Source organism: Flavobacterium sp. W21_SRS_FM3 (genome assembly GCF_052113625.1).
Lineage (GTDB): Bacteria > Bacteroidota > Bacteroidia > Flavobacteriales > Flavobacteriaceae > Flavobacterium.
Genome location: NZ_JBGQOD010000012.1, coordinates 65,886 through 84,784 on the forward strand (window position 1 = coordinate 65,886; position 18,899 = coordinate 84,784).

Below are 18,899 nucleotides of genomic sequence, written 5' to 3' on the forward strand. Positions count from 1 at the left end.
ATATGGAGTCTAAAATAAAAGAATTAAACGATAAAATTGCTCAAGCTCATTTGGGTGGAGGTAAAAATAGAATTGCAAAACAACATCAAAAGAAAAAATTAACCGCCAGAGAGCGCGTTACTTATTTGATGGATGAAGGTTCTTTTGAAGAAATTGGAATGTTGGTGACTCACCGTACAACTGATTTTGGAATGGAAAAAGAACAATATTATGGTGATGGTGTTATTACTGGATATGGAACTATTAACGGGCGATTAGTATATATTTTTGCTCAAGATTTTACTGTTTTCGGTGGGGCACTTTCCGAAACACATGCAGAGAAAATTTGTAAGGTGATGGACATGGCTGTCAAAATGGGTGCGCCCATGATAGGACTAAATGATTCTGGTGGTGCTCGTATTCAAGAAGGTGTTCGCTCGTTGGGAGGTTATGCTGATATTTTTTATAGAAATGTACAAGCAAGTGGAGTGATTCCGCAAATCTCTGCTATAATGGGACCTTGCGCTGGAGGAGCAGTTTATTCACCTGCAATGACTGATTTTACCATGATGGTAGAAGACACCAGTTATATGTTTGTTACTGGTCCTAATGTGGTAAAAACGGTAACGAATGAGACGGTAACTTCAGAAGAACTTGGAGGAGCAAGTACGCATTCTACTAAATCTGGAGTAGCGCATTGCACTTCGGCAAATGATATCGAATGTCTGGAAGATGTAAAACGATTGTTGAGCTATTTACCACAAAGCAATAAAGAAACAACTCAAAAGTTGGCTTACGAACTTCAAGATGAGGTACGTGAACAATTAGCAACAATTATTCCGGATAATCCAAATAAGCCATACGACATGCATGGTGTAATTGCTGGAATTATTGATGAAGATTCATTTTTTGAAGTACATAAAAATTACGCCGAAAACATTATCGTTGGTTTTGCCAGACTTGGTGGAAGAAGCATTGGTATTGTCGCTAACCAACCTATGTATTTAGCTGGTTGTTTAGATGTAAACAGCTCGATTAAAGCCGCTCGATTTACTCGCTTCTGTGATGCATTTAATATTCCTTTGTTAGTTCTGGTAGATGTACCTGGGTTTTTACCTGGAACGGATCAGGAGTGGCACGGAATTATCGTTCACGGAGCAAAATTATTGTACGCTTTAAGCGAAGCGACTGTGCCGAGAATTACGGTTATCACGCGTAAAGCCTACGGTGGTGCTTATGATGTAATGAACTCTAAACACATTGGTGCCGACATGAATTTTGCGTGGCCAACTGCTGAAATTGCTGTTATGGGAGCTAAAGGAGCTTCAGAAATTATTTTCAAAAAAGAAATTAACGAAGCTGCAGATCCAGCAGCAAAACTGCTAGAAAAAGAAGCCGAATATGCTAATTTGTTTGCCAATCCTTATACTGCGGCTCAACGTGGTTTTGTAGATGAGGTAATCTTACCACAAGATACCAGACGCAAACTGATAAAAGGATTTAGCATGCTTGAAAATAAAGTAAGTGTTACACCTAATAGAAAACACGGGAACATTCCTCTGTAAGTATTCTATAAGAATAAGAAAACCAGCTGATAAGGCTGGTTTTTTTATGGTTAGAATGGATTAATGCAAACTAACCACCTTTGTAATTGTCCAATTATTATTGTCGTTTTTCCAAAAAATGATAAATTTACTTGCATGTGAAGGAGTGCCTTCTTTTTCGGCATTATTATGGAATTTATGTAATCCAATTTCAATTGCCCCAAAATCTTTGATGGGATACACTTCTATACTTCCTTTTACTAGTTCTCTAGTTACTTTACCACAAATATTGTTCTTAGTTCCGTCAATCAGGTCTTGCTTAACTGTCATTAAGCCACCTTTATCATGGTAAAATTCTATATTGTCCGAATATATTGCAGCTTGTTTGTCAAGGTCACAAGTGTTGTAGGCATTGAAAAATGTACTGTCCATCGCTACAATAGTGTTGTATAATTCTAGATTATCAGGGCTGTATTTGTAGGCAGGCTCTTTAGGTGCTATACTTTGTGCAGAACATACTGTAGTTGTAATTGCAAACAGTAGGATGGATAAAGAACGAAAGCTATTTTTACTCATAATGTGATTAATTAGGATTCAACTGTCGATTAATAAAAAGCGAAAATACTAAAATCAAGACTTTTGAGATATTTTGTTTACAAATTCATTTGTAAATTTTGCCACTTCATCCCAATTGGTATATTCATAATCCTGAGAAGTATCGGTTGCGCCACCTTGTTTTTTAGAAATCATTTTCATAATCAGGCGTTTAAAGTAATCATATTCGGTGTATTTTAATGCACCTGCAATTTGGGAAATTAAAATAGGTTGCCAGCCAGTTTGTTCTAGAAAATCGTTAGTTATTTTTTGAACTTCTAGATGCTCATCATCGAGATCAGAAGCAACAGCAAGTGAAACAGAGAAAAAAGCCGCAGGCATTTGGTTTAAGTCAGCAATATATTTTTTAATATAATGCTTAACAGAAGACTGGTATTTGTGCATGTGTATGGAAGAACCAATTAGAATTGCATCGTAAGATTTAGGTGATGGCGGATCGGCAGTGGTATCAGCAATAGTTACTTCGTGGTTCGCATTCTTTAAGATGGATTCGATATAATGTGCAATTTTTCGAGTTTGTCCTTCTGTCGTACCATAGATTATAAGTAGTTTCATGATGTTAAATTTTAAATTACTGAGACCAATATGTTTTAAATTATTGATTTACAGATTGTTAATCTTGTTTAAATTTATAAATTTATCGACAGATAATCACTATCTATTTAAAAAAAAAAGAATTTTAATTACACAATTTAAAAAAGGAAGCTTTGTGTTAAATGCACATAATGGTGTTTTTGCATTACTATTTGACATTTTAGTATCTTTAGGGGACGCGCAAATTAAATAAGTTTGTGACTAATGTTTTTATTCTAATAATAAAAAGTATGATTCTTAAAAACAAATGCCTTTTAATTTTATTATTATCAATATCCTTTTTTTCAAGGGCTCAGACTAGAGAACAACAATCTTCTGTATATCATTATGCAGGAAGAGTAGAATTACAAGAGAGCAATAATGTACTATTGATTGCTTCTGCTTCTTCTGTTTCTTTTGATTTTGAAGGAAATTCATGTGAGATTAGTTTACAAAGTGTAGATACTTATGATCATCATAATTATGTTTCACTAGAACTTGATGGAGAATATCTGGGGAGGGTTCGAATCGAAAAAGGAGCTGTCCAAATTTTTCCTGTAACTGTAACGGACAAAAGTAAAAAACATCGTCTCACGATTTACAAAGCTACTGAAGCGGCAAACGGAGCAGTTTTATTTGCAGGTACTACTGCAAAAGTGATAAAAAGCAAGGTTTCAAACAAAAATAAAATTGAATTTATAGGAGACTCTATTACCTGTGGTTTTGGGAATGACCCCTCCGAAATCCCTTGTGGAACTGGCGAGTGGTACGATCAACATAATGCCTACTGGGCGTACGGACCTGTGCTTTCCAGAAATTTAAATGTCGATTATGTGTTGAGTTCTGTTTCTGGATTTGGAATGTATCGAAATTGGAATGATGAACATAAAGAGGAAGCTATTATTCCTGATGTTTATGAAAACTTGTATTTGAATAAAGACAATTCAAAACCTTATAATTTTACTTTTCAGCCAGATCTAGTGAGTATTTGTTTGGGAACGAATGACCTTTCTGATGGAGATGGAAAAAAAGAAAGATTGCCTTTTAATGAAGAAAAATATGTTTCAAATTATATATCTTTTATTAAAACTGTATACAAACACGCTCCACTTAGCAGGATTGTATTATTAAACAGTCCTATGGTTTCTGGAGAAAGAAATAAAATATTAGTGCGTTGTTTGAACAAAGTGATACAGGCTTTTGAAAAGGATACAAAACATAAAAAAATAGCTTTATTTGAATTTCAACCGATGAAGCCAAATGGCTGTGGTTCGCATCCTGATATTGCAGATGACAAAATAATGGCCGACCAATTAACCCCTTTCTTTAAAAAATTACTAGATGAAAATTAAGTTTCTATTTATTCTTTTTATGGTTTTTATTTCTAATACAGTGCTAGCAAACATAACGCTTCCTAATTTGTTTTCAGATAACATGGTGTTGCAACGCAACTCTGAAGTTACGATTTGGGGATGGGCTAGCCCGAAGGAAGAGGTAACAATAACACCAAGTTGGGACAACCAAGAATATAAGCTAAAAGCAAATAATCAAGCTAAATGGGAAATTAAGATTAAAACTCCCGAAGCGGGTGGACCGTTTGTGATTTCTATAAAAGGGTACAACGAGATTGTATTAAACAATATTTTGATTGGCGAAGTATGGATTTGTTCTGGACAGTCGAATATGGAAATGTCAGCAAGTTGGGGCATTGATAATGGCGAAGAAGCGGTTAAAAATGCTGCGAATCCTAATATTAGATTTTTTTCGATACCTAAATTAACGGCTACTTCACCGCAAGACAATGTATCAGGTAATTGGACAGCATGTACACCTGAATCCATGAAGTATTTTAGTGCGGCTGGTTATTTTTTTGCCAAGCGACTGCAAGAAGATTTAAAAAACGTGCCTATTGGTTTGATAGGTTCTAATTGGGGTGGAACACCTGCAGAGATATGGACGCCAGAGGAAGTTATTATAAATAATCCCGTTCTACTCGAAAGTGCTAAAACTAGAAAAGAAGAGGAATATGGACCTAACCAGCCAGGACGTGCTTTTAATGCAATGATTTCTCCTCTAGTGGGATTCAAAATTGCAGGTGTGATTTGGTATCAAGGGGAATCCAATGTAGGTTCTTCAGTTTATGATAAAACCTTTTCTTCTTTGATAACTTCTTGGCGAAAATTATGGAAAGAGGATTTTCCTTTTTACTATGTTCAGATTGCGCCCTATCAATATGGAGAAAATCATTTTGGTGGAGTGGAGATTAGAAATGCACAAAGAAAAGTATTGCAGCAAGTTCCTAATACAGGAATGGTTGTAACAAGTGACATTTCCCCCGTTGACGATATTCATCCAAAAGATAAGAAATCAGTGGGAGTTCGTTTAGCTAATTTGGCTTTGGCCAATAGTTATAAAACGAGCAGGGATTTAGTAAACGGTCCTCTTTACAAAGAATTTAAAATAGAAAAAAATAAGGTTTTAGTATATTTTGAGTATGCCGAAGGACTGTACTGTAAGAATACAAAAAAGCTTCAATTTGAAATCGCAGCAGCAGATAATGTATTTTATCCAGCCGATGCCAGCATTAAAAATAATGTGGTGATTTTGAAATCTAAAAAAGTACCCCATCCATTGAAAGTTCGTTTTGCATGGACAAATACAACACAATCAAACTTGTTTAATAAAGCCAATTTGCCTGCTTCGTCATTTATAACGGAATAGAATCGTTGAATAATACTATTGCGTGAGGGATAGAATGCGGTATCCTCGCAGCGCAGCGGAGAGATAAAGCCGAAAGCCCGACCCGCAGTTTTTACGGAAGGTCACGCCCAAAATCTTAAAAATAATAAAGAATGAAAAATAGAAAATTAATTATTGCCGGAATTTTTACCCTGATAACTATTGGAACTATGGATGCACAGAAAAAACCTCATTTAGACAAAACAAAGCCTATTGATGAACGTGTAGGTTTGTTGATGAAACAAATGACACTGGAAGAAAAAGTGGGACAAATGAACCAATATAACGGATTCTGGGATGTTACTGGTCCAGCGCCAAAAGGAGGCAACGCCGAATTGAAATATGAACATTTACGTAAAGGTTGGGTAGGTTCTATGCTTTCGGTACGTGGCGTGAAGGAGGTAAAAGCGGTTCAAAAAATTGCGGTTGAGGAAACACGTTTAGGAATTCCATTAATCATCGGTTTTGACGTTATTCATGGATATAAAACATTAAGTCCAATTCCGCTTGCTGAAGCTGCGAGTTGGGATATGGAAGCAATTAAAAAATCGGCGGCTGTTGCAGCTGACGAAGCATCGGCATCAGGAATCAACTGGACTTTTGGTCCAAATGTAGATGTGTCACATGAGGCGCGCTGGGGTCGTGTGATGGAAGGTGCAGGAGAAGATCCTTATTTAGGAAGTAAAGTGGCAATTGCCAGAGTTACTGGTTTTCAAGGAGATTCTAAGTCCGATTTAATCAAAGTAAATACAATTGCAGCCTGTGCAAAACATTTTGCAGCTTATGGTTTTGCAGAAGCAGGTAGAGATTATAACACAGTTGATATCAGTAATTCTAGATTGTTCAACACCGTTTTACCTCCGTTTAAAGCTGCGGTTGATGCAGGTGTGCGCACGTTGATGAATTCCTTTAATATCTTGAATGGTGTTCCTGCTACAGGTAATGCTTTTTTACAGAGAGATATTTTAAAGGGAAAATGGAATTTTGATGGATTTGTGGTTTCTGACTGGGCATCGGTTCGTGAAATGATTGCTCACGGACATGCTAAAGATGGTGCTGATGCTGCTGCAAAAGCAGTAATTGCAGGCTCTGATATGGATATGGAATCGCATTTGTATGTTGAAGAATTAGCAAAACTTGTTAAAGAAGGAAAAGTAAACGAAACATTAATAGATGATGCAGTTCGCAGAATTTTGACTGTTAAATTTGAGTTGGGTTTATTTGATGATCCTTACAGGTATTGTGACGAAAAAAGAGAGAAAGCAACTATTGGTAACAAAGCGAATAATGACGGAGTTCTGGACATGGCCAAAAAGTCTATTGTATTGTTGAAAAATGAAACTAATTTGCTTCCGCTTAAAAAATCAGGACAAAAAATTGCTTTGATTGGTGCATTGGCAAATGATAAAAACAGCCCACTTGGAAGTTGGAGAATTGCTTCTGATGATAATACTGCTGTTTCTGTTTTGGAAGGAATGCAAAAATACAAAGACAACCAACTGACTTTTGAAAAAGGAGCTGATTTGACTGTTGGTAAAACAGCCTTTATTGATGAATTGGTTTTTAATACTACAGATAAAAGCGGCTTTGATGCCGCTAAAAAAGTAGCAGCAGCGGCTGATGTTGTGGTTATGGTGTTAGGAGAGCACGGTTTCCAGTCTGGAGAGGGTAGAAGTAGAACCAATCTTGACTTGCCTGGTGTACAACAAGAATTATTAGAAGCAATTTACGAAGTGAATCCAAACATTGTTTTGGTATTAAACAACGGTCGTCCATTGACAATTCCATGGGCAGCAAATCATATTCCTTCCATCGTAGAAGCTTGGCACCTGGGAACTCAAACGGGTAATGCCGTAGCTGAGGTTTTATACGGAGATTACAATCCAAGTGGGAAATTGCCAATTTCTTTCCCAAGAAATGTAGGGCAATGTCCTATTTATTATAATAATTTTAGTACTGGACGCCCTGTAAACAGTGATAAAAACGTTTTTTGGTCACATTATATTGATGTAGAGAAAACACCACAATTCCCTTTTGGTTATGGATTGAGTTATACTACTTTTGAGTATAAAAACTTAAAATTAGATAAAACAACAATTGCTTTAGGAGAAGCTGTAAAAATTTCTGTTGAGGTTACCAATACTGGAAAATATGATGGTAAAGAAGTCGTTCAATTGTATATCCATGATGATGCGGCTAGCTTAGCTCGTCCAGTAAAAGAATTGAAAGGATTTGAGTTAGTTGATTTGAAAAAAGGGGATACTAAAACGGTTACATTAACATTAACTGATAAAGAATTAGGATTTTTTGATAATGATGGAAACTATCTTGTAGAACCAGGAACTTTTAAAATCATGGTAGGTGGAAGCTCTGATAAAGGATTGGAAAGTGGGTTTGAAATAAAGTAAATTTTAAATAACACTATCTAAACCCGACCGCTTAAAAACAGGTCGGGTTTATTTGTTTAGCCGATGTACGAGTACGAACTTTACTTATAATATAACAAAAGAATAAAAATTAATATAGGTTTACAAACAGTTGAATTTGTAGGTCTTTAAATTGAGAGTATGAAATACAACAGATGTGGAAAAAGCGGTTTGCTATTGCCTCAAATATCTCTAGGATTGTGGCACAACTTCGGGTCAGTAGATGATTTTGAAAACGGAGAAAATATTGTCAAAGAAGCTTTTAATAAAGGAATAACTCATTTTGATTTAGCCAATAACTACGGTCCGATACCCGGTTCTGCAGAAACTAATTTTGGTAAAATATTAAAAAATAATTTCCAAGGTAATTTGCGTGACGAAATGGTGATTTCAACTAAAGCGGGATACAAAATGTGGGAAGGTCCTTATGGAGAATGGGGATCAAGAAAATATTTGCTATCAAGTTTAGATCAAAGTTTAAAACGAATGAATGTAGACTATGTAGATATTTTCTATTCGCATCGTTTTGATCCAGATACACCACTTGAAGAAACAATGATGGCCTTAGACTATACTGTACGGAGTGGGAAAGCATTATATGCAGGTATTTCTAATTATAATGCCGAACAAACGAAAGAGGCTACCGAAATATTGAAACGATTGGGTACGCCTTGCCTAATTCATCAAGCGAAATATTCCATGTTTGTCAGAGAGCCAGAAGCAGGATTATTAGATATTTTAGAGGATAAAGGAGTTGGTTGTATAGCTTTTTCCCCTTTAGCGCAGGGATTGCTTACAGATAAATATTTAAATGGAATTCCACAGAATTCTAGAGCCGCTAATCCTAACGGTCACTTACAACTAGAAGAAGTATCTGATGAGAAAGTGGCTAAAATTATCGCTTTAAATGAAATTGCAAAAAATAGAAATCAATCTTTGGCGCAACTGGCTTTAGCATGGTTGCTTAAAGACAATAGAATCACTTCTGTTTTGATTGGAGCAAGTTCAGTTGGGCAGTTAAAAAATAATATGGACAGTTTGCAAAATCTTGATTTTATGCATGATGAATTAAATGCTATCGAAGGAATTTTGAAATAAGAAGAAAATAGTTTTCATATAAAAAGGGACAGTTGCTACAACTGTCCCTTTTTTATTTCTTTTAAATGGGTAATTATTTCAATTTACAATTGTATTTTTTTACTATTTTCAGTGTCGATTTATCTGTAGAGAAAACAGAATTTAAACCTTGTGGTTCTTGTGGCGGATCAGTTGTCAAAGGATCTCCAGCATTCCACTTACCATCTTTGGTCATTGCTCTTCCTTCACCACCAAAACCCCAAAAATTAGCTGCTTGTAAAGGGCCATTATTTTTTTTACTTTCAACAATTCGGTTAAAAATATACTTGTAAAACGTATCTCTATAAGCCACCGAAGCTTCGGGAAGCAAGCTTTCATTTGCTCTAGGTAGTCCAAATTCTTCGATGATAATAGGTCTTTTTAGATTGTGTGCAACAGCAACATGCTCGTCAATATACGCCCCAGCTTTTTCTAAAGTAGGTTCAATAGTATTTTCAGCATCTTCCGCTTTAAACCAGCCCCAATTTTTTGGCCAAATATGCATCGTCAAATAATCAATGTTAGGATTCTCATGCGTTCTTTGAAAAGTTTCCATACTATCATTAGAACTATTTTTTCCTTCAGATCCTGTAGAAACCAAATGATTTTTGTCTAGGCTGTCTATTAAATTTACAATATTGTTTAACCATACCGTGAATTTTTTCTCGTTTTCAGCCGTAAACGTTCGTGGTTCATTACCTACTTGCCAAGCCATAATCGTGTTGTCTTCCGTATATTTCTTATGAGTGTAAGTGTTAGTTCTTCCAATAATAAATTTCACATGATTCTCTAAAGCTTTCATGCAAGGTTCACAGCTATGAAATTGCTCAGTATAACTCATAAACTGTGGCCAGGTGTTTGGTGCAATATTAGGAATAGGTATTGCTCCGTGACCATTCCACTCTAAATATTGTGACATTCCGCCAGACCATTCCCAGTTATTAGTCAGGTAAAGTACCGCATACATATTGCGTTTTCCCATTTCGGCCAGTAGATAATCCAGTCCGTCCAGCAGGTCTTCATTATATTTTCCTTGTTCGTATTGCAAAGCTGGTTTTACGGTATAATCATATTTCCCGCCTTCGGCACCTACTAAAATTCGTAAATTGTCAATGCCTTTTTTCTTCATTAGGTCAAGTTCCCGACCCAAACGATCTCTATCGCCAACAGATTTTGATGCCAGTAAAGAACCATACCAATAGTTTGTGCCTACATACGAATATGGTTTATCACCTTTAAAAAATTGAGTGCCTTTTACGGTAATTCTCGGTTGGTTTTGTGCGGTATTCTTTGTTGAGGTAAAAAAACAAAGCAATATCAAAAAGGGAAATAGTATTTTTTTCATGATTTTTATTTAGGAGCTTTATCCTGCTATCCGTTTCAATCTTTTATTTTTTAAAGAAAAAAATAAAAGGATTTTCACTGCTATCAGGGCTAGGCTTTATGGATTACATTTTTAATTGGGTAACACATACATTTTAGGTAATGAATTGACCAATGCTGCTTTTGGTTTTGTAGCAAAAGCAGCAAAATCAGCCGCATTTGAAGTCTCAGGAGTTGGTACATAATAACCATTTGCGGTGTTGTTCCAAAACATCACAAAACTAATTTGAATACTATTGGCGGTAAGCGTATGGTATAAATAATTTGAAAACCAGCCAGCAGTAGGTGCAGTAGTCGCTGTTACCTGGTAACCAGTTTCAGTCATTGCTGCAATCTTTACTCTTTTTTTTGCGAGATCCGCTACTACTTTTAATTTTACATTCGCTCGATCTGCTCCCGCTTGACCTTGATTATTAAAATCACCATAGTTATCCATTCCCAAAACATCTACATAAGCATCACCAGGATAGCGACTTAAATAATTAGCTTCTGTTGTATACGAGTTGTCAGGTGAAAAAGCAAACAACAAGTTGTGAACTGCTTTTGTATTTTTTAAATAATCTACTGTAAATTGATACACTGATTTATAGTCGTCAGGGCTACAATAATTAGCTCCCCACCAAAACCAGCTTCCATCAAATTCATGAAATGGTCTAAATATAATAGGAATTAATTCCCCTTTATCGCCTTTTAAATTAGATACAACAGCAGCAATTTTGTCTAGCTTTTGTTTATACCATTCATGCTTGGTACCACCTGGTAAAATGCTTTTGAATGCTGATGCTTTCTCTTCTACAGTCATATCACTAGCATAAAAGCTGTCTTCTTTATTTGGTTCTCGTAGGTGCCAGCAAAATATATTAATCATGCCTTTATTATAAGCTTCTTTGGCAGCATTAGTAATGGCTACTTCTAGCTGATAAAACCAGTTATTCGCCTGACCATTATTATTTTTATCAGTAATAAACATAAAGTCTGAACCTAGAAGAGCGGGGTCAAAACCTGTAGTTTTCTTAATATCTGATACGTTTGAATTGTTTTTGTAAAAAGCATTAAAGGTGTCCTGTTGTCCTATTGCAAATTTAGTTTTCGATAAAAATTTTAAATTATAAAACAAGGCAGCAGTTTCATTAGTAGCATTCGGATCCACTAAGTAAGTTCGTAGGTTGGTTTTAGTAAGTAAGTCGGGTTCCGATGTAGGAGGTGGAGTGGTAGTAGGAGGTGGAGTGGTGGCTGGTTCGTTAATCTCATCTTTTGAACAACTGCTTATGGCAACTGTCAAAAAAATTAGTAATAGTTTTAGCTTAGTTGTTTTCATAAGAATAATTTTTTATTGGTTATTTTTAGGCAATAGCAATCCTGAAGCCGATTTATAAGTTGGCTTCTCAAGTTCCGTAAAATGAGTAGTAATACTTTATGAATAGTTTTCTAAAACTATTTAAAAATTTAGTGTGGAGCGTTAACGTCTATTGTTTTCTAAGCTCCTTTAATATTTAGAATAAGTACTATTTACTGTAATTATGTATTCTGTTTATTAATTCTATACATGCTCTGCTATTATGGTAGGGACATTTCCATAAACCAGCTTTGTCTTTCTCTATTAAAGAATAATTTTCATATACTCCCCAGTGCCACTCTCCATTTTTTTTGTCAAGAATGTAGTTTTTTATAAACTCCCAGTTTTTCAACACGATATCTAAATAGTTTTGATTTCCAGTGAGTTCATAAGAGTTAAAAAAACCAATCATCAATTCTGACTGTGGCCACCAATGCTTTTCTTTTATTAAATGGTCTGTTTGAGGTTTATATTCATACCACAGTCCACCATCTTTGTCAATGCCTTCTATTGTAGCATTAGTCATCTGGATTGCATACTTTTTATAACGTGCTACTAAATCAACATCTCCTGTGATTTCTACACATTGCTGCAAGAGCCATGCCGCCTCGATATCGTGACCATAGGAGATTACATCTGGTTTTTCAATCCAATTTTCGTTAAAAAATAATCGTAAATGTCCAGTTTCTTCATTGATAAAGTGCTTTTCAATTGTTTTTAGAAGCGCTATGATAGTCTCTTTTAAAGTGTCATCTTTCCACACTTTATATAAGTTAGCATACGCTTCTACAATGTGTAAATGCGTATTCATTGTTTTCTTCTCATTAGCATCTTTATCGCTTAAACGTAAATCAGCTACCTCTTTCCATTCTCTTGTAAAAGCTTCAAAATAGCCTTCGTGAATAGAGTCAAAACTATATTCTTCAATTTTTAGATATAAAGCTTTCGACAGTGCTAATGCTTTTTCATCTGTTGTAATAGCATAATATTCTGTCAGTCCATAAATTACAAATGCAAGCGCATAAATCTGATTCTTTGTATCTTTTGGTGTGCCGTCATATGCCACACTCCAATAAATACCGCCAAATTCATCATCATAAAAATGACTAATTATATAATCAAAAGCTCTTTGTGCAACTTTTAAGTGTTCTTCGTTTTTGGTCAGTTGAAATGCCGATGAAAATGCCCATAAAATTCGCGCGTTTAAAACAGAGCCTTTATCTGCTTTATTATTTGCTTGTTCATTACAGTCAATTTGTCCTATAAAACCGCCATTTTCTAAATCAATGGTGTTTGTAGACCAATAGTCTAAAATAGAGTTAAGTTCCGTTTTAAGTTCAGATTGTAATTGTTTTAATAGTATAGACACGCTTATAAAATTGCTTGATTTTTATTAATTTGTTCAATGATTGTGTTTACTGATCCTGCAGAAGTAAAAGTGTCTTCAGGTGTATTCATGACGTAATCAATCAATTTTTCTACAGAGGAAACAGCTACATGCATTCTAGTATCTGATGAAGCATAATAGATATACACTGTTCCATCTTCATCTTCGATCCAACCATTAGAAAACAACACATTTGATACATCTCCCACTCTTTCTATACCTTCTGGAGCCATGAAGTGACCAGCAGGTTTGTATATTACTTTTGAAATATCGTTAAGGTCTGTCATGAACATGTATAAGGTGTAGCGTAAACCTGCTGCTGTGTTTCGAACACCGTGGGCCAGGTGTAACCATCCTTTTGCTGTTTTTATAGGAGCTGGACCTAAACCATTTTTAAGTTCATATATAGTGTGGTACTGTTTACCGTATATAATAGTCTCATTTTGAACAATTGGATTTTTCATATCATCGATATATCCCAATCCAACACCTCCACCATTTCCTATGTCAATAAAGCCATCTTGTGGGCGGGTATATACAGCATATTTGCCATTTACAAGTTCAGGATGAAATACTACGTTTCTTTGCTGTCCTGTATTCGAAATTAAATCAGGTAAGCGCTCCCAATTTATTAAATCCTTCGTGCGCACAATCCCAGCGTTAGCAATTGCAGAGCTAGTATCGCCTTGTGGAGCATTAGGATCTTTTCTTTCGGTACAAAAAATTCCATAAATCCACCCGTCTTCATGATTCACTAAACGCATATCGTAAACATTAGTATCTGGATTGCCTTCAATTTGTGGTATCACACATGGTTTGTCCCAAAATTCAAATTGATCTGTACCATTTGGGCTTTCTGCAATGGCAAAGAATGATTTTCTATCAACGCCTTCTACACGCACAGATAGTATGTATTTTCCGTTCCACTTCATAGCACCAGCATTAAAAGCAGCATTGATGCCAATTCTTTCCATTCCGAATGGATTCGTTTTAGCATTTAAGTCATACCTCCATTCAAGTGGAGTATGAGCAGCTGTTAAAACAGGGTTTTGGTAACGGATATAAATGCCATTGGGGTGTGCTTCTGGTTTGTTAGTTCTTTCGATAAGTTCTTGATGATTCTTTTTCAAGCTATCGAAGTTGTATATTTTTTGTGATTGAACAGTTGTAGACATATTTTTTTAATTTGTTTCTTTAATCATTGTATTATTAGTAGTCAGATAATCTTTTCCACCATGTTTTTCTCATGGTAAATACAATTACGCCCAGTAAAGCGAGTACGGTTCCTAAGGCACTCCATTTTGATAAGATTAAATACATGGGTACCAGTGTCAATAATATTTGTCCTATAATCCCTAAAGCGATATTAAACATATTGATCTTAAAGTTTTTATTTCTTTCAAAAGTAGGGTCTTCAGCAACAGCCATTTCATGAACAGGTCCCCAAAATCCCCAAGGTCTCACTGTTTTATAAAAGGTTAACAAGGTTTCCTTATCTGTTGCGGGTGCAGCATACGATCCGGCAATACAGGCTATTAATTGTATTATAATAAACACAGGGAAGAAATAAAGCATTCTAGTACCATCAAAATAAGTAGTAACCCCAGAAACAGATAGCGCTGGAGGAATAGCACTAGCTATGATACCGAACAGCATCCCGTAGAAATATCCATTCGCGTTAAAGCGCCACCAATACCACTTTAGAACATTGGCACAAACAAAACCACCATATAAACCGGCAGTAATAATGTTAAAAATCATATTAACATCCCGAATCAAAAGGCCTAAACCAACACCTAAAATAACCATAACAATACCTGATAAGTATCCCATAGATATTATTTGCTTTCTGTCGGCATTTGGATTGAAAAATTTTAGGTAAATATCATTTACGATGTAAGCTTGTCCAGCGTTTAATGTTCCTGAGAAATTACTCATAAAAGCACCTAAGAATCCAGCTAATACTAAACCTACTAACCCAACAGGTAAATATTTATTAATTACTGCAGGCATAATATTCTCAAAATTAACTCCATCTGCAGTTTGATGCAAGTCCAGATCTTTGAAATATAAGATTCCTAAAACACATAATCCCATAGTCATGAAATAACGAATAGGTAATAAGATTATAGATATGAATCCACTCATTTTACTCGCTTCTTCTGGTGATTTTGTACTTAATATTTTCTGGCAATCATAATTCGGCGCAGGTCCTGCTAAACTCTTTAATACACCTGAAAAGAACATCATGCTTACAATAGCCGAAAATAATTTGTAACCATCTTTTTGTAATTTTACTTGAGCATCAGGTAGTATTTGTCCCCAATCTAAACCTAATTCAGTACCAAAAAGTGGATTGTCCCATCCAAGAGGTAATCTATCTAAAATTTGAATATTTGAGGAAGCTAAGTGCTCCATCGCAATTACACCCACACATATCGAACAGAAAATCATAATCATGTATTTGATGAAATCTGCAAGTACAATTCCATGCATTCCCCCTACAATACTGTAGAAAGTAGCAATGATACAAATACTTACTCCATAAAACTGAGCGGTAGTGTTTTTGGCTGCATACAAAGCACTTTCATACTCCGCTGATCCAAAAGGCAACTGCTCTAAGTGTTTGTCTAGAAAAGGAACAACATCTTTAATGGACTCATAAGGAATAAAAATTTCTAGAAATTCACCTACACCAACAAAAGCATAAGCCATATAACCAATACACAACATAAGAGCAAATACGACTACAATAGCATGACTTTGTTTGACTCCTTTATCTGTTAATCCAAAACGAGTTCCTAGCCATTCAGCCCCTGTAGTTGCATTACTTCTACGCAACCATTTACTCATAAAAACCATAAGGAATACTTGATTGAAGATAGGCCACATCCAAGGTATCCAAACACTTTTAAAACCATATAAAAAAGCCATACTCACTAGTAACATGGTTCCCGATATGTCAAACATATCACTGGCATCACTAAGTCCCAGCATATACCATGGTAATTTTTTACCCCCCATGAGGTAGCTGTCTTTACTTTTTTTAGCTTTATTTTTCATAACCAGACCAATGACTATCATTAAGATGAAGTAAAAGCCGATTATTGTTAAATCAATTGTTGTTAATTTCATTATTAGTGTTAAAAGTGGTTATTATTTGGGTTAGTTTTTTTGTAAAATTATTGTTTGTAAAGTTTTTGATTTGTAGCTTCTTTTTCAAATAGAATGCGTTCCATATTGTAAAACTTTACAAAATCATTTGCGCTCTTTTGTCCTGTATAAGGAGCGTAGTAATGCATGTGTGCAGGAGTCACCGCTTCATTCCAGCCATGGTTTCTCCATACTAAAACGTAAGAAATTTTGTAGTCACCTATTGCTTTCATTAAGGTATTTGTCCACCAGTTAGCGTCAGGGACTTCTTCAAATCCTGTCTCAGCAAAAGCCATCATTTTATTTTGTTCAGTAGCTACTTCATTCATGATTTTAAATTGTTTTTGACAATTTACGATAAATGAGTTACTGATGTCATCCTTATATTGGTACTTATCAAAACTTAAAATATCAACATATTCTGAGCCTGGATAATACTCTAGAAAGTCTTCTTTTGAATTAAAATCAGCTGTATTATAGATGTAAATAAGATTATGGACACCTTTGCTTTTCAGGTATTCTATTGTAAAAGTCCATAAAGTTTTAAATTCTTGTGGGCTTGCATTGTTTTTACACCACCAAAACCAATTGCCCGTTAGCTCATGGAAAGGACGGTAAAGTATCGGTATTGCTTTGCCTTTCTTATCTTTAAGTGATAAAAAGAAGGGAACAGATTGGTCTAGCCAAGATTTAAAAAGTTCATGACTAACTCCGCCAGGTAAAGCTGAAGCCAAGGATTTTGGTGTGGTGTCCCAAGCATTCCCACCTGTTAATGGATTGTTCATATGCCAGCTTAGGGTAATCACGCCACCTCTATTATGAGCTTCTTTGATGTACTCTTTCATTTTGTCAAAAGGAACGCCATCTATATTATTTTTGGCATTAATTTCTAACCCAGCTAGATCCCAACCATACACTGCAGGATAATCACCAGCTACTTCTTTAACATCACTTCTTCCTATTTCATACCTCCAGTTTACACCGTACGCCAGATCGTCTTGATGGCCGAATAGAATATTGGTTTGAGCTAATTTTTTAAGGTTTTCAAATAATATTATTGTCTCATGAGTAGATTTTTTATTGGAAATTGATGATTTAGTATCATATGAAGAGAAAAGTGTAGAACAAGAAGTTCCAATAATGATAAGTAGCAATACGGCCGGAATAATTTTCTTCATTTTATTAGTACTATTTAATTCAATTTGCTAAAAGAGAGTGGTTTATATTTTTTACAGTTTAAGATTGATTTTTAATGCACTGATAATTTATAAATTTTGTGAAAATTATAAAAAGTTGTGGAATTAAAAACGATTAGTATTTAATCTGTCAGTTTTTATTAAATATTTAATAATTGCATTTTTCAAAGGTAATTGGATGTCTCTTGTAGATTTAATATTATTTTATCAATTTTATATCATATTATTGCAAATAAAAAAGTACTTATGAGCAATACCAAAAAATTTCATCGGGAAATAGTTTCGTTATCAAGTGAAGATAGTTTTTTAGTATTTTACAGAATCAAGGATAATTTTGATTATCCCGTACACTATCACCCAGAATTTGAGATCAATTTTATTTTGAATGGTAAAGGTGTGAAGCGTGTAGTGGGTGATAATATTGAAGAAATCGATGATATTGAATTAGTATTAGTAGGTCCCAATTTATATCATGGTTGGGAATTGAATAAATGTAAAAATAAAGATATTCACGAAATAACAATTCAATTTCACAATGATTTATTTGACAGTTCTTTGCTTTCGAGAAGGATTATGAATCCAATTAGAGATATGTTTAATCGTTCTATTCATGGTATTTTATTTTCAAAAAAAACTGCTGAGGAGCTATCTTCTCGATTGATAAAAATTTCTAAACTAGATGGGATGGACTACTTTTTAGAAATCATATCTATATTGTATGACTTAGCTAACTCTAGGAATCAGAGGTTGTTGTCTACTTATACTGTTGATCATGATACCTTTGATGATTATGATAAAATGAAAATTGTGTATGAATATGTTCAGAAAAATTTTGCTGAAAAAATAACATTAGAAGAAGTATCAAGTGTAGCTAGTATGACAAGTATTTCTTTTAATCGCTTTATAAAGAAGCGAACAGGTAAAACTTTTGTTAATTATGTCAATGACATTCGCGTAGGCTATGCTGCACGTTGGTTAGTCGAGAAAGATTTGAGTATTTCAGAAGTGGCCTTTAAATGCGGGTTTAATAATATTGCAAACTTCAACCGAAACTTCAAGACTATAAAGAATTGTACTCCAAGTCAATATAGAGAGGATTTTTCAGGACTAAAACGCATTTTATAATATAGGGTAATTGAGCTGTAATACTATTTTATACAAAGTCTGATAGCTTTTTAACAGTACTATATAATTAAACTAACACATATAAATTTTTAAAAAATAGCTTTAAATTAATTTTAAAACTAATATATTGATTATAAGTTGTTTGTGTTTATTTTTTTTAGGTTGTCTATACATAACTTGGTTTTATTTTATGTCTTTCTGTCCACTTTTCTAAAAAGCTTTAAGTAGCTACTATATTTTATTTTTTTTTAGATGGTACATAGTAAATTACCGGTGTACTGTACTTTTTCTTTAGAATCAGTAATTCATTATATCCTATTTATTTTC

The 18,899-nt window shown here is 34.6% G+C and carries 14 protein-coding genes; 6 read left to right on the forward strand and 8 right to left on the reverse strand.

From position 1 onward, the window contains the following. Positions 1-2: 2 nt before the first annotated feature. On the forward strand, positions 3-1,544 hold the full coding sequence (locus tag ACEN2K_RS14425; protein ID WP_441760036.1) for an acyl-CoA carboxylase subunit beta: 1,542 nt from the start codon (positions 3-5) through the stop codon (positions 1,542-1,544). A 60-nt stretch (positions 1,545-1,604) separates the two neighbouring features. Here the strand turns inward: ACEN2K_RS14425 and ACEN2K_RS14430 are convergent, their stop codons facing one another. Then, the gene (locus ACEN2K_RS14430; protein WP_441760037.1) at positions 1,605-2,099 is read right to left on the reverse strand and encodes a nuclear transport factor 2 family protein; all 495 of its coding nucleotides are present in this window, start codon (positions 2,097-2,099) and stop codon (positions 1,605-1,607) included. 54 nt (positions 2,100-2,153) lie between these two features. After that, positions 2,154-2,693: a menaquinone-dependent protoporphyrinogen IX dehydrogenase gene (gene hemG / locus ACEN2K_RS14435; RefSeq protein WP_441760038.1), complete on the reverse strand. Its 540-nt coding sequence runs from the start codon at positions 2,691-2,693 to the stop codon at positions 2,154-2,156. Between the two features lie 269 nt (positions 2,694-2,962). Here hemG and ACEN2K_RS14440 point away from each other — a divergent pair, with 269 nt between their 5' ends. The 4 genes from ACEN2K_RS14440 to ACEN2K_RS14455 all read left to right on the forward strand — a co-directional run bounded on the left by ACEN2K_RS14440 (position 2,963) and on the right by ACEN2K_RS14455 (position 8,974). Further along, positions 2,963-4,063: a GDSL-type esterase/lipase family protein gene (locus tag ACEN2K_RS14440; RefSeq protein WP_441760039.1), complete on the forward strand. Its 1,101-nt coding sequence runs from the start codon at positions 2,963-2,965 to the stop codon at positions 4,061-4,063. Beyond that, a complete protein-coding gene (locus ACEN2K_RS14445; protein WP_441760040.1) occupies positions 4,053-5,432 on the forward strand; it encodes a sialate O-acetylesterase in 1,380 nt (459 codons plus the stop codon). Before ACEN2K_RS14440 ends, ACEN2K_RS14445 begins: the two co-directional genes overlap by 11 nt. A gap of 131 nt (positions 5,433-5,563) precedes the next feature. After that, positions 5,564-7,858, forward strand: a complete 2,295-nt coding sequence (bglX, locus tag ACEN2K_RS14450; protein ID WP_441760041.1) for a beta-glucosidase BglX — start codon at positions 5,564-5,566, stop codon at positions 7,856-7,858. A 159-nt stretch (positions 7,859-8,017) separates the two neighbouring features. Continuing rightward, positions 8,018-8,974 (forward strand): aldo/keto reductase, encoded by a 957-nt coding sequence (locus tag ACEN2K_RS14455; RefSeq protein WP_441760042.1) that lies wholly within the window; start codon positions 8,018-8,020, stop codon positions 8,972-8,974. A 73-nt stretch (positions 8,975-9,047) separates the two neighbouring features. On the opposite strand, the gene ACEN2K_RS14460 is transcribed toward ACEN2K_RS14455, so the two are convergent. From ACEN2K_RS14460 to ACEN2K_RS14485, 6 genes are all read right to left on the reverse strand, one after another. Then, positions 9,048-10,337 (reverse strand): glycoside hydrolase 5 family protein, encoded by a 1,290-nt coding sequence (locus ACEN2K_RS14460; protein WP_441760043.1) that lies wholly within the window; start codon positions 10,335-10,337, stop codon positions 9,048-9,050. A 111-nt stretch (positions 10,338-10,448) separates the two neighbouring features. Further along, a complete protein-coding gene (locus ACEN2K_RS14465; RefSeq protein ID WP_441760044.1) occupies positions 10,449-11,693 on the reverse strand; it encodes a glycoside hydrolase family 26 protein in 1,245 nt (414 codons plus the stop codon). Positions 11,694-11,880: 187 nt separating this feature from the next. After that, on the reverse strand, positions 11,881-13,080 hold the full coding sequence (locus tag ACEN2K_RS14470) for an AGE family epimerase/isomerase (protein ID WP_441760045.1): 1,200 nt from the start codon (positions 13,078-13,080) through the stop codon (positions 11,881-11,883). A gap of 2 nt (positions 13,081-13,082) precedes the next feature. Continuing rightward, positions 13,083-14,273, reverse strand: a complete 1,191-nt coding sequence (locus ACEN2K_RS14475) for a glycoside hydrolase family 130 protein (RefSeq protein ID WP_441760046.1) — start codon at positions 14,271-14,273, stop codon at positions 13,083-13,085. A gap of 34 nt (positions 14,274-14,307) precedes the next feature. Then, entirely contained in the window at positions 14,308-16,233 is a 1,926-nt protein-coding gene (locus tag ACEN2K_RS14480; protein ID WP_441760047.1) for a sodium:solute symporter family protein, read from the reverse strand. A gap of 47 nt (positions 16,234-16,280) precedes the next feature. Continuing rightward, complete coding sequence (locus tag ACEN2K_RS14485; RefSeq protein WP_441760048.1) at positions 16,281-17,429, reverse strand: glycoside hydrolase family 26 protein; 1,149 nt, start codon at positions 17,427-17,429, stop codon at positions 16,281-16,283. A 264-nt stretch (positions 17,430-17,693) separates the two neighbouring features. Between ACEN2K_RS14485 and ACEN2K_RS14490 the strand changes: the two genes are divergently transcribed. Then, on the forward strand, positions 17,694-18,572 hold the full coding sequence (locus ACEN2K_RS14490; protein ID WP_441760049.1) for a helix-turn-helix domain-containing protein: 879 nt from the start codon (positions 17,694-17,696) through the stop codon (positions 18,570-18,572). Positions 18,573-18,899 lie beyond the last annotated feature (327 nt).

Excerpts from the sequence above, each read along its gene's own strand:
- ACEN2K_RS14485 (WP_441760048.1), bottom strand. The coding sequence starts at position 17,429 with ATGAAGAAAATTATTCCGGCCGTATTGCTACTTATCATTATTGGAACT.
- ACEN2K_RS14475 (WP_441760046.1), bottom strand. The coding sequence starts at position 14,273 with ATGTCTACAACTGTTCAATCACAAAAAATATACAACTTCGATAGCTTG.
- hemG (WP_441760038.1), bottom strand. The coding sequence starts at position 2,693 with ATGAAACTACTTATAATCTATGGTACGACAGAAGGACAAACTCGAAAA.
- ACEN2K_RS14480 (WP_441760047.1), bottom strand. The coding sequence starts at position 16,233 with ATGAAATTAACAACAATTGATTTAACAATAATCGGCTTTTACTTCATC.
- ACEN2K_RS14465 (WP_441760044.1), bottom strand. The coding sequence starts at position 11,693 with ATGAAAACAACTAAGCTAAAACTATTACTAATTTTTTTGACAGTTGCC.
- ACEN2K_RS14460 (WP_441760043.1), bottom strand. The coding sequence starts at position 10,337 with ATGAAAAAAATACTATTTCCCTTTTTGATATTGCTTTGTTTTTTTACC.
- ACEN2K_RS14490 (WP_441760049.1), top strand. The coding sequence starts at position 17,694 with ATGAGCAATACCAAAAAATTTCATCGGGAAATAGTTTCGTTATCAAGT.
- ACEN2K_RS14455 (WP_441760042.1), top strand. The coding sequence starts at position 8,018 with ATGAAATACAACAGATGTGGAAAAAGCGGTTTGCTATTGCCTCAAATA.
- ACEN2K_RS14440 (WP_441760039.1), top strand. The coding sequence starts at position 2,963 with ATGATTCTTAAAAACAAATGCCTTTTAATTTTATTATTATCAATATCC.
- ACEN2K_RS14445 (WP_441760040.1), top strand. The coding sequence starts at position 4,053 with ATGAAAATTAAGTTTCTATTTATTCTTTTTATGGTTTTTATTTCTAAT.
- ACEN2K_RS14425 (WP_441760036.1), top strand. The coding sequence starts at position 3 with ATGGAGTCTAAAATAAAAGAATTAAACGATAAAATTGCTCAAGCTCAT.
- ACEN2K_RS14430 (WP_441760037.1), bottom strand. The coding sequence starts at position 2,099 with ATGAGTAAAAATAGCTTTCGTTCTTTATCCATCCTACTGTTTGCAATT.
- bglX (WP_441760041.1), top strand. The coding sequence starts at position 5,564 with ATGAAAAATAGAAAATTAATTATTGCCGGAATTTTTACCCTGATAACT.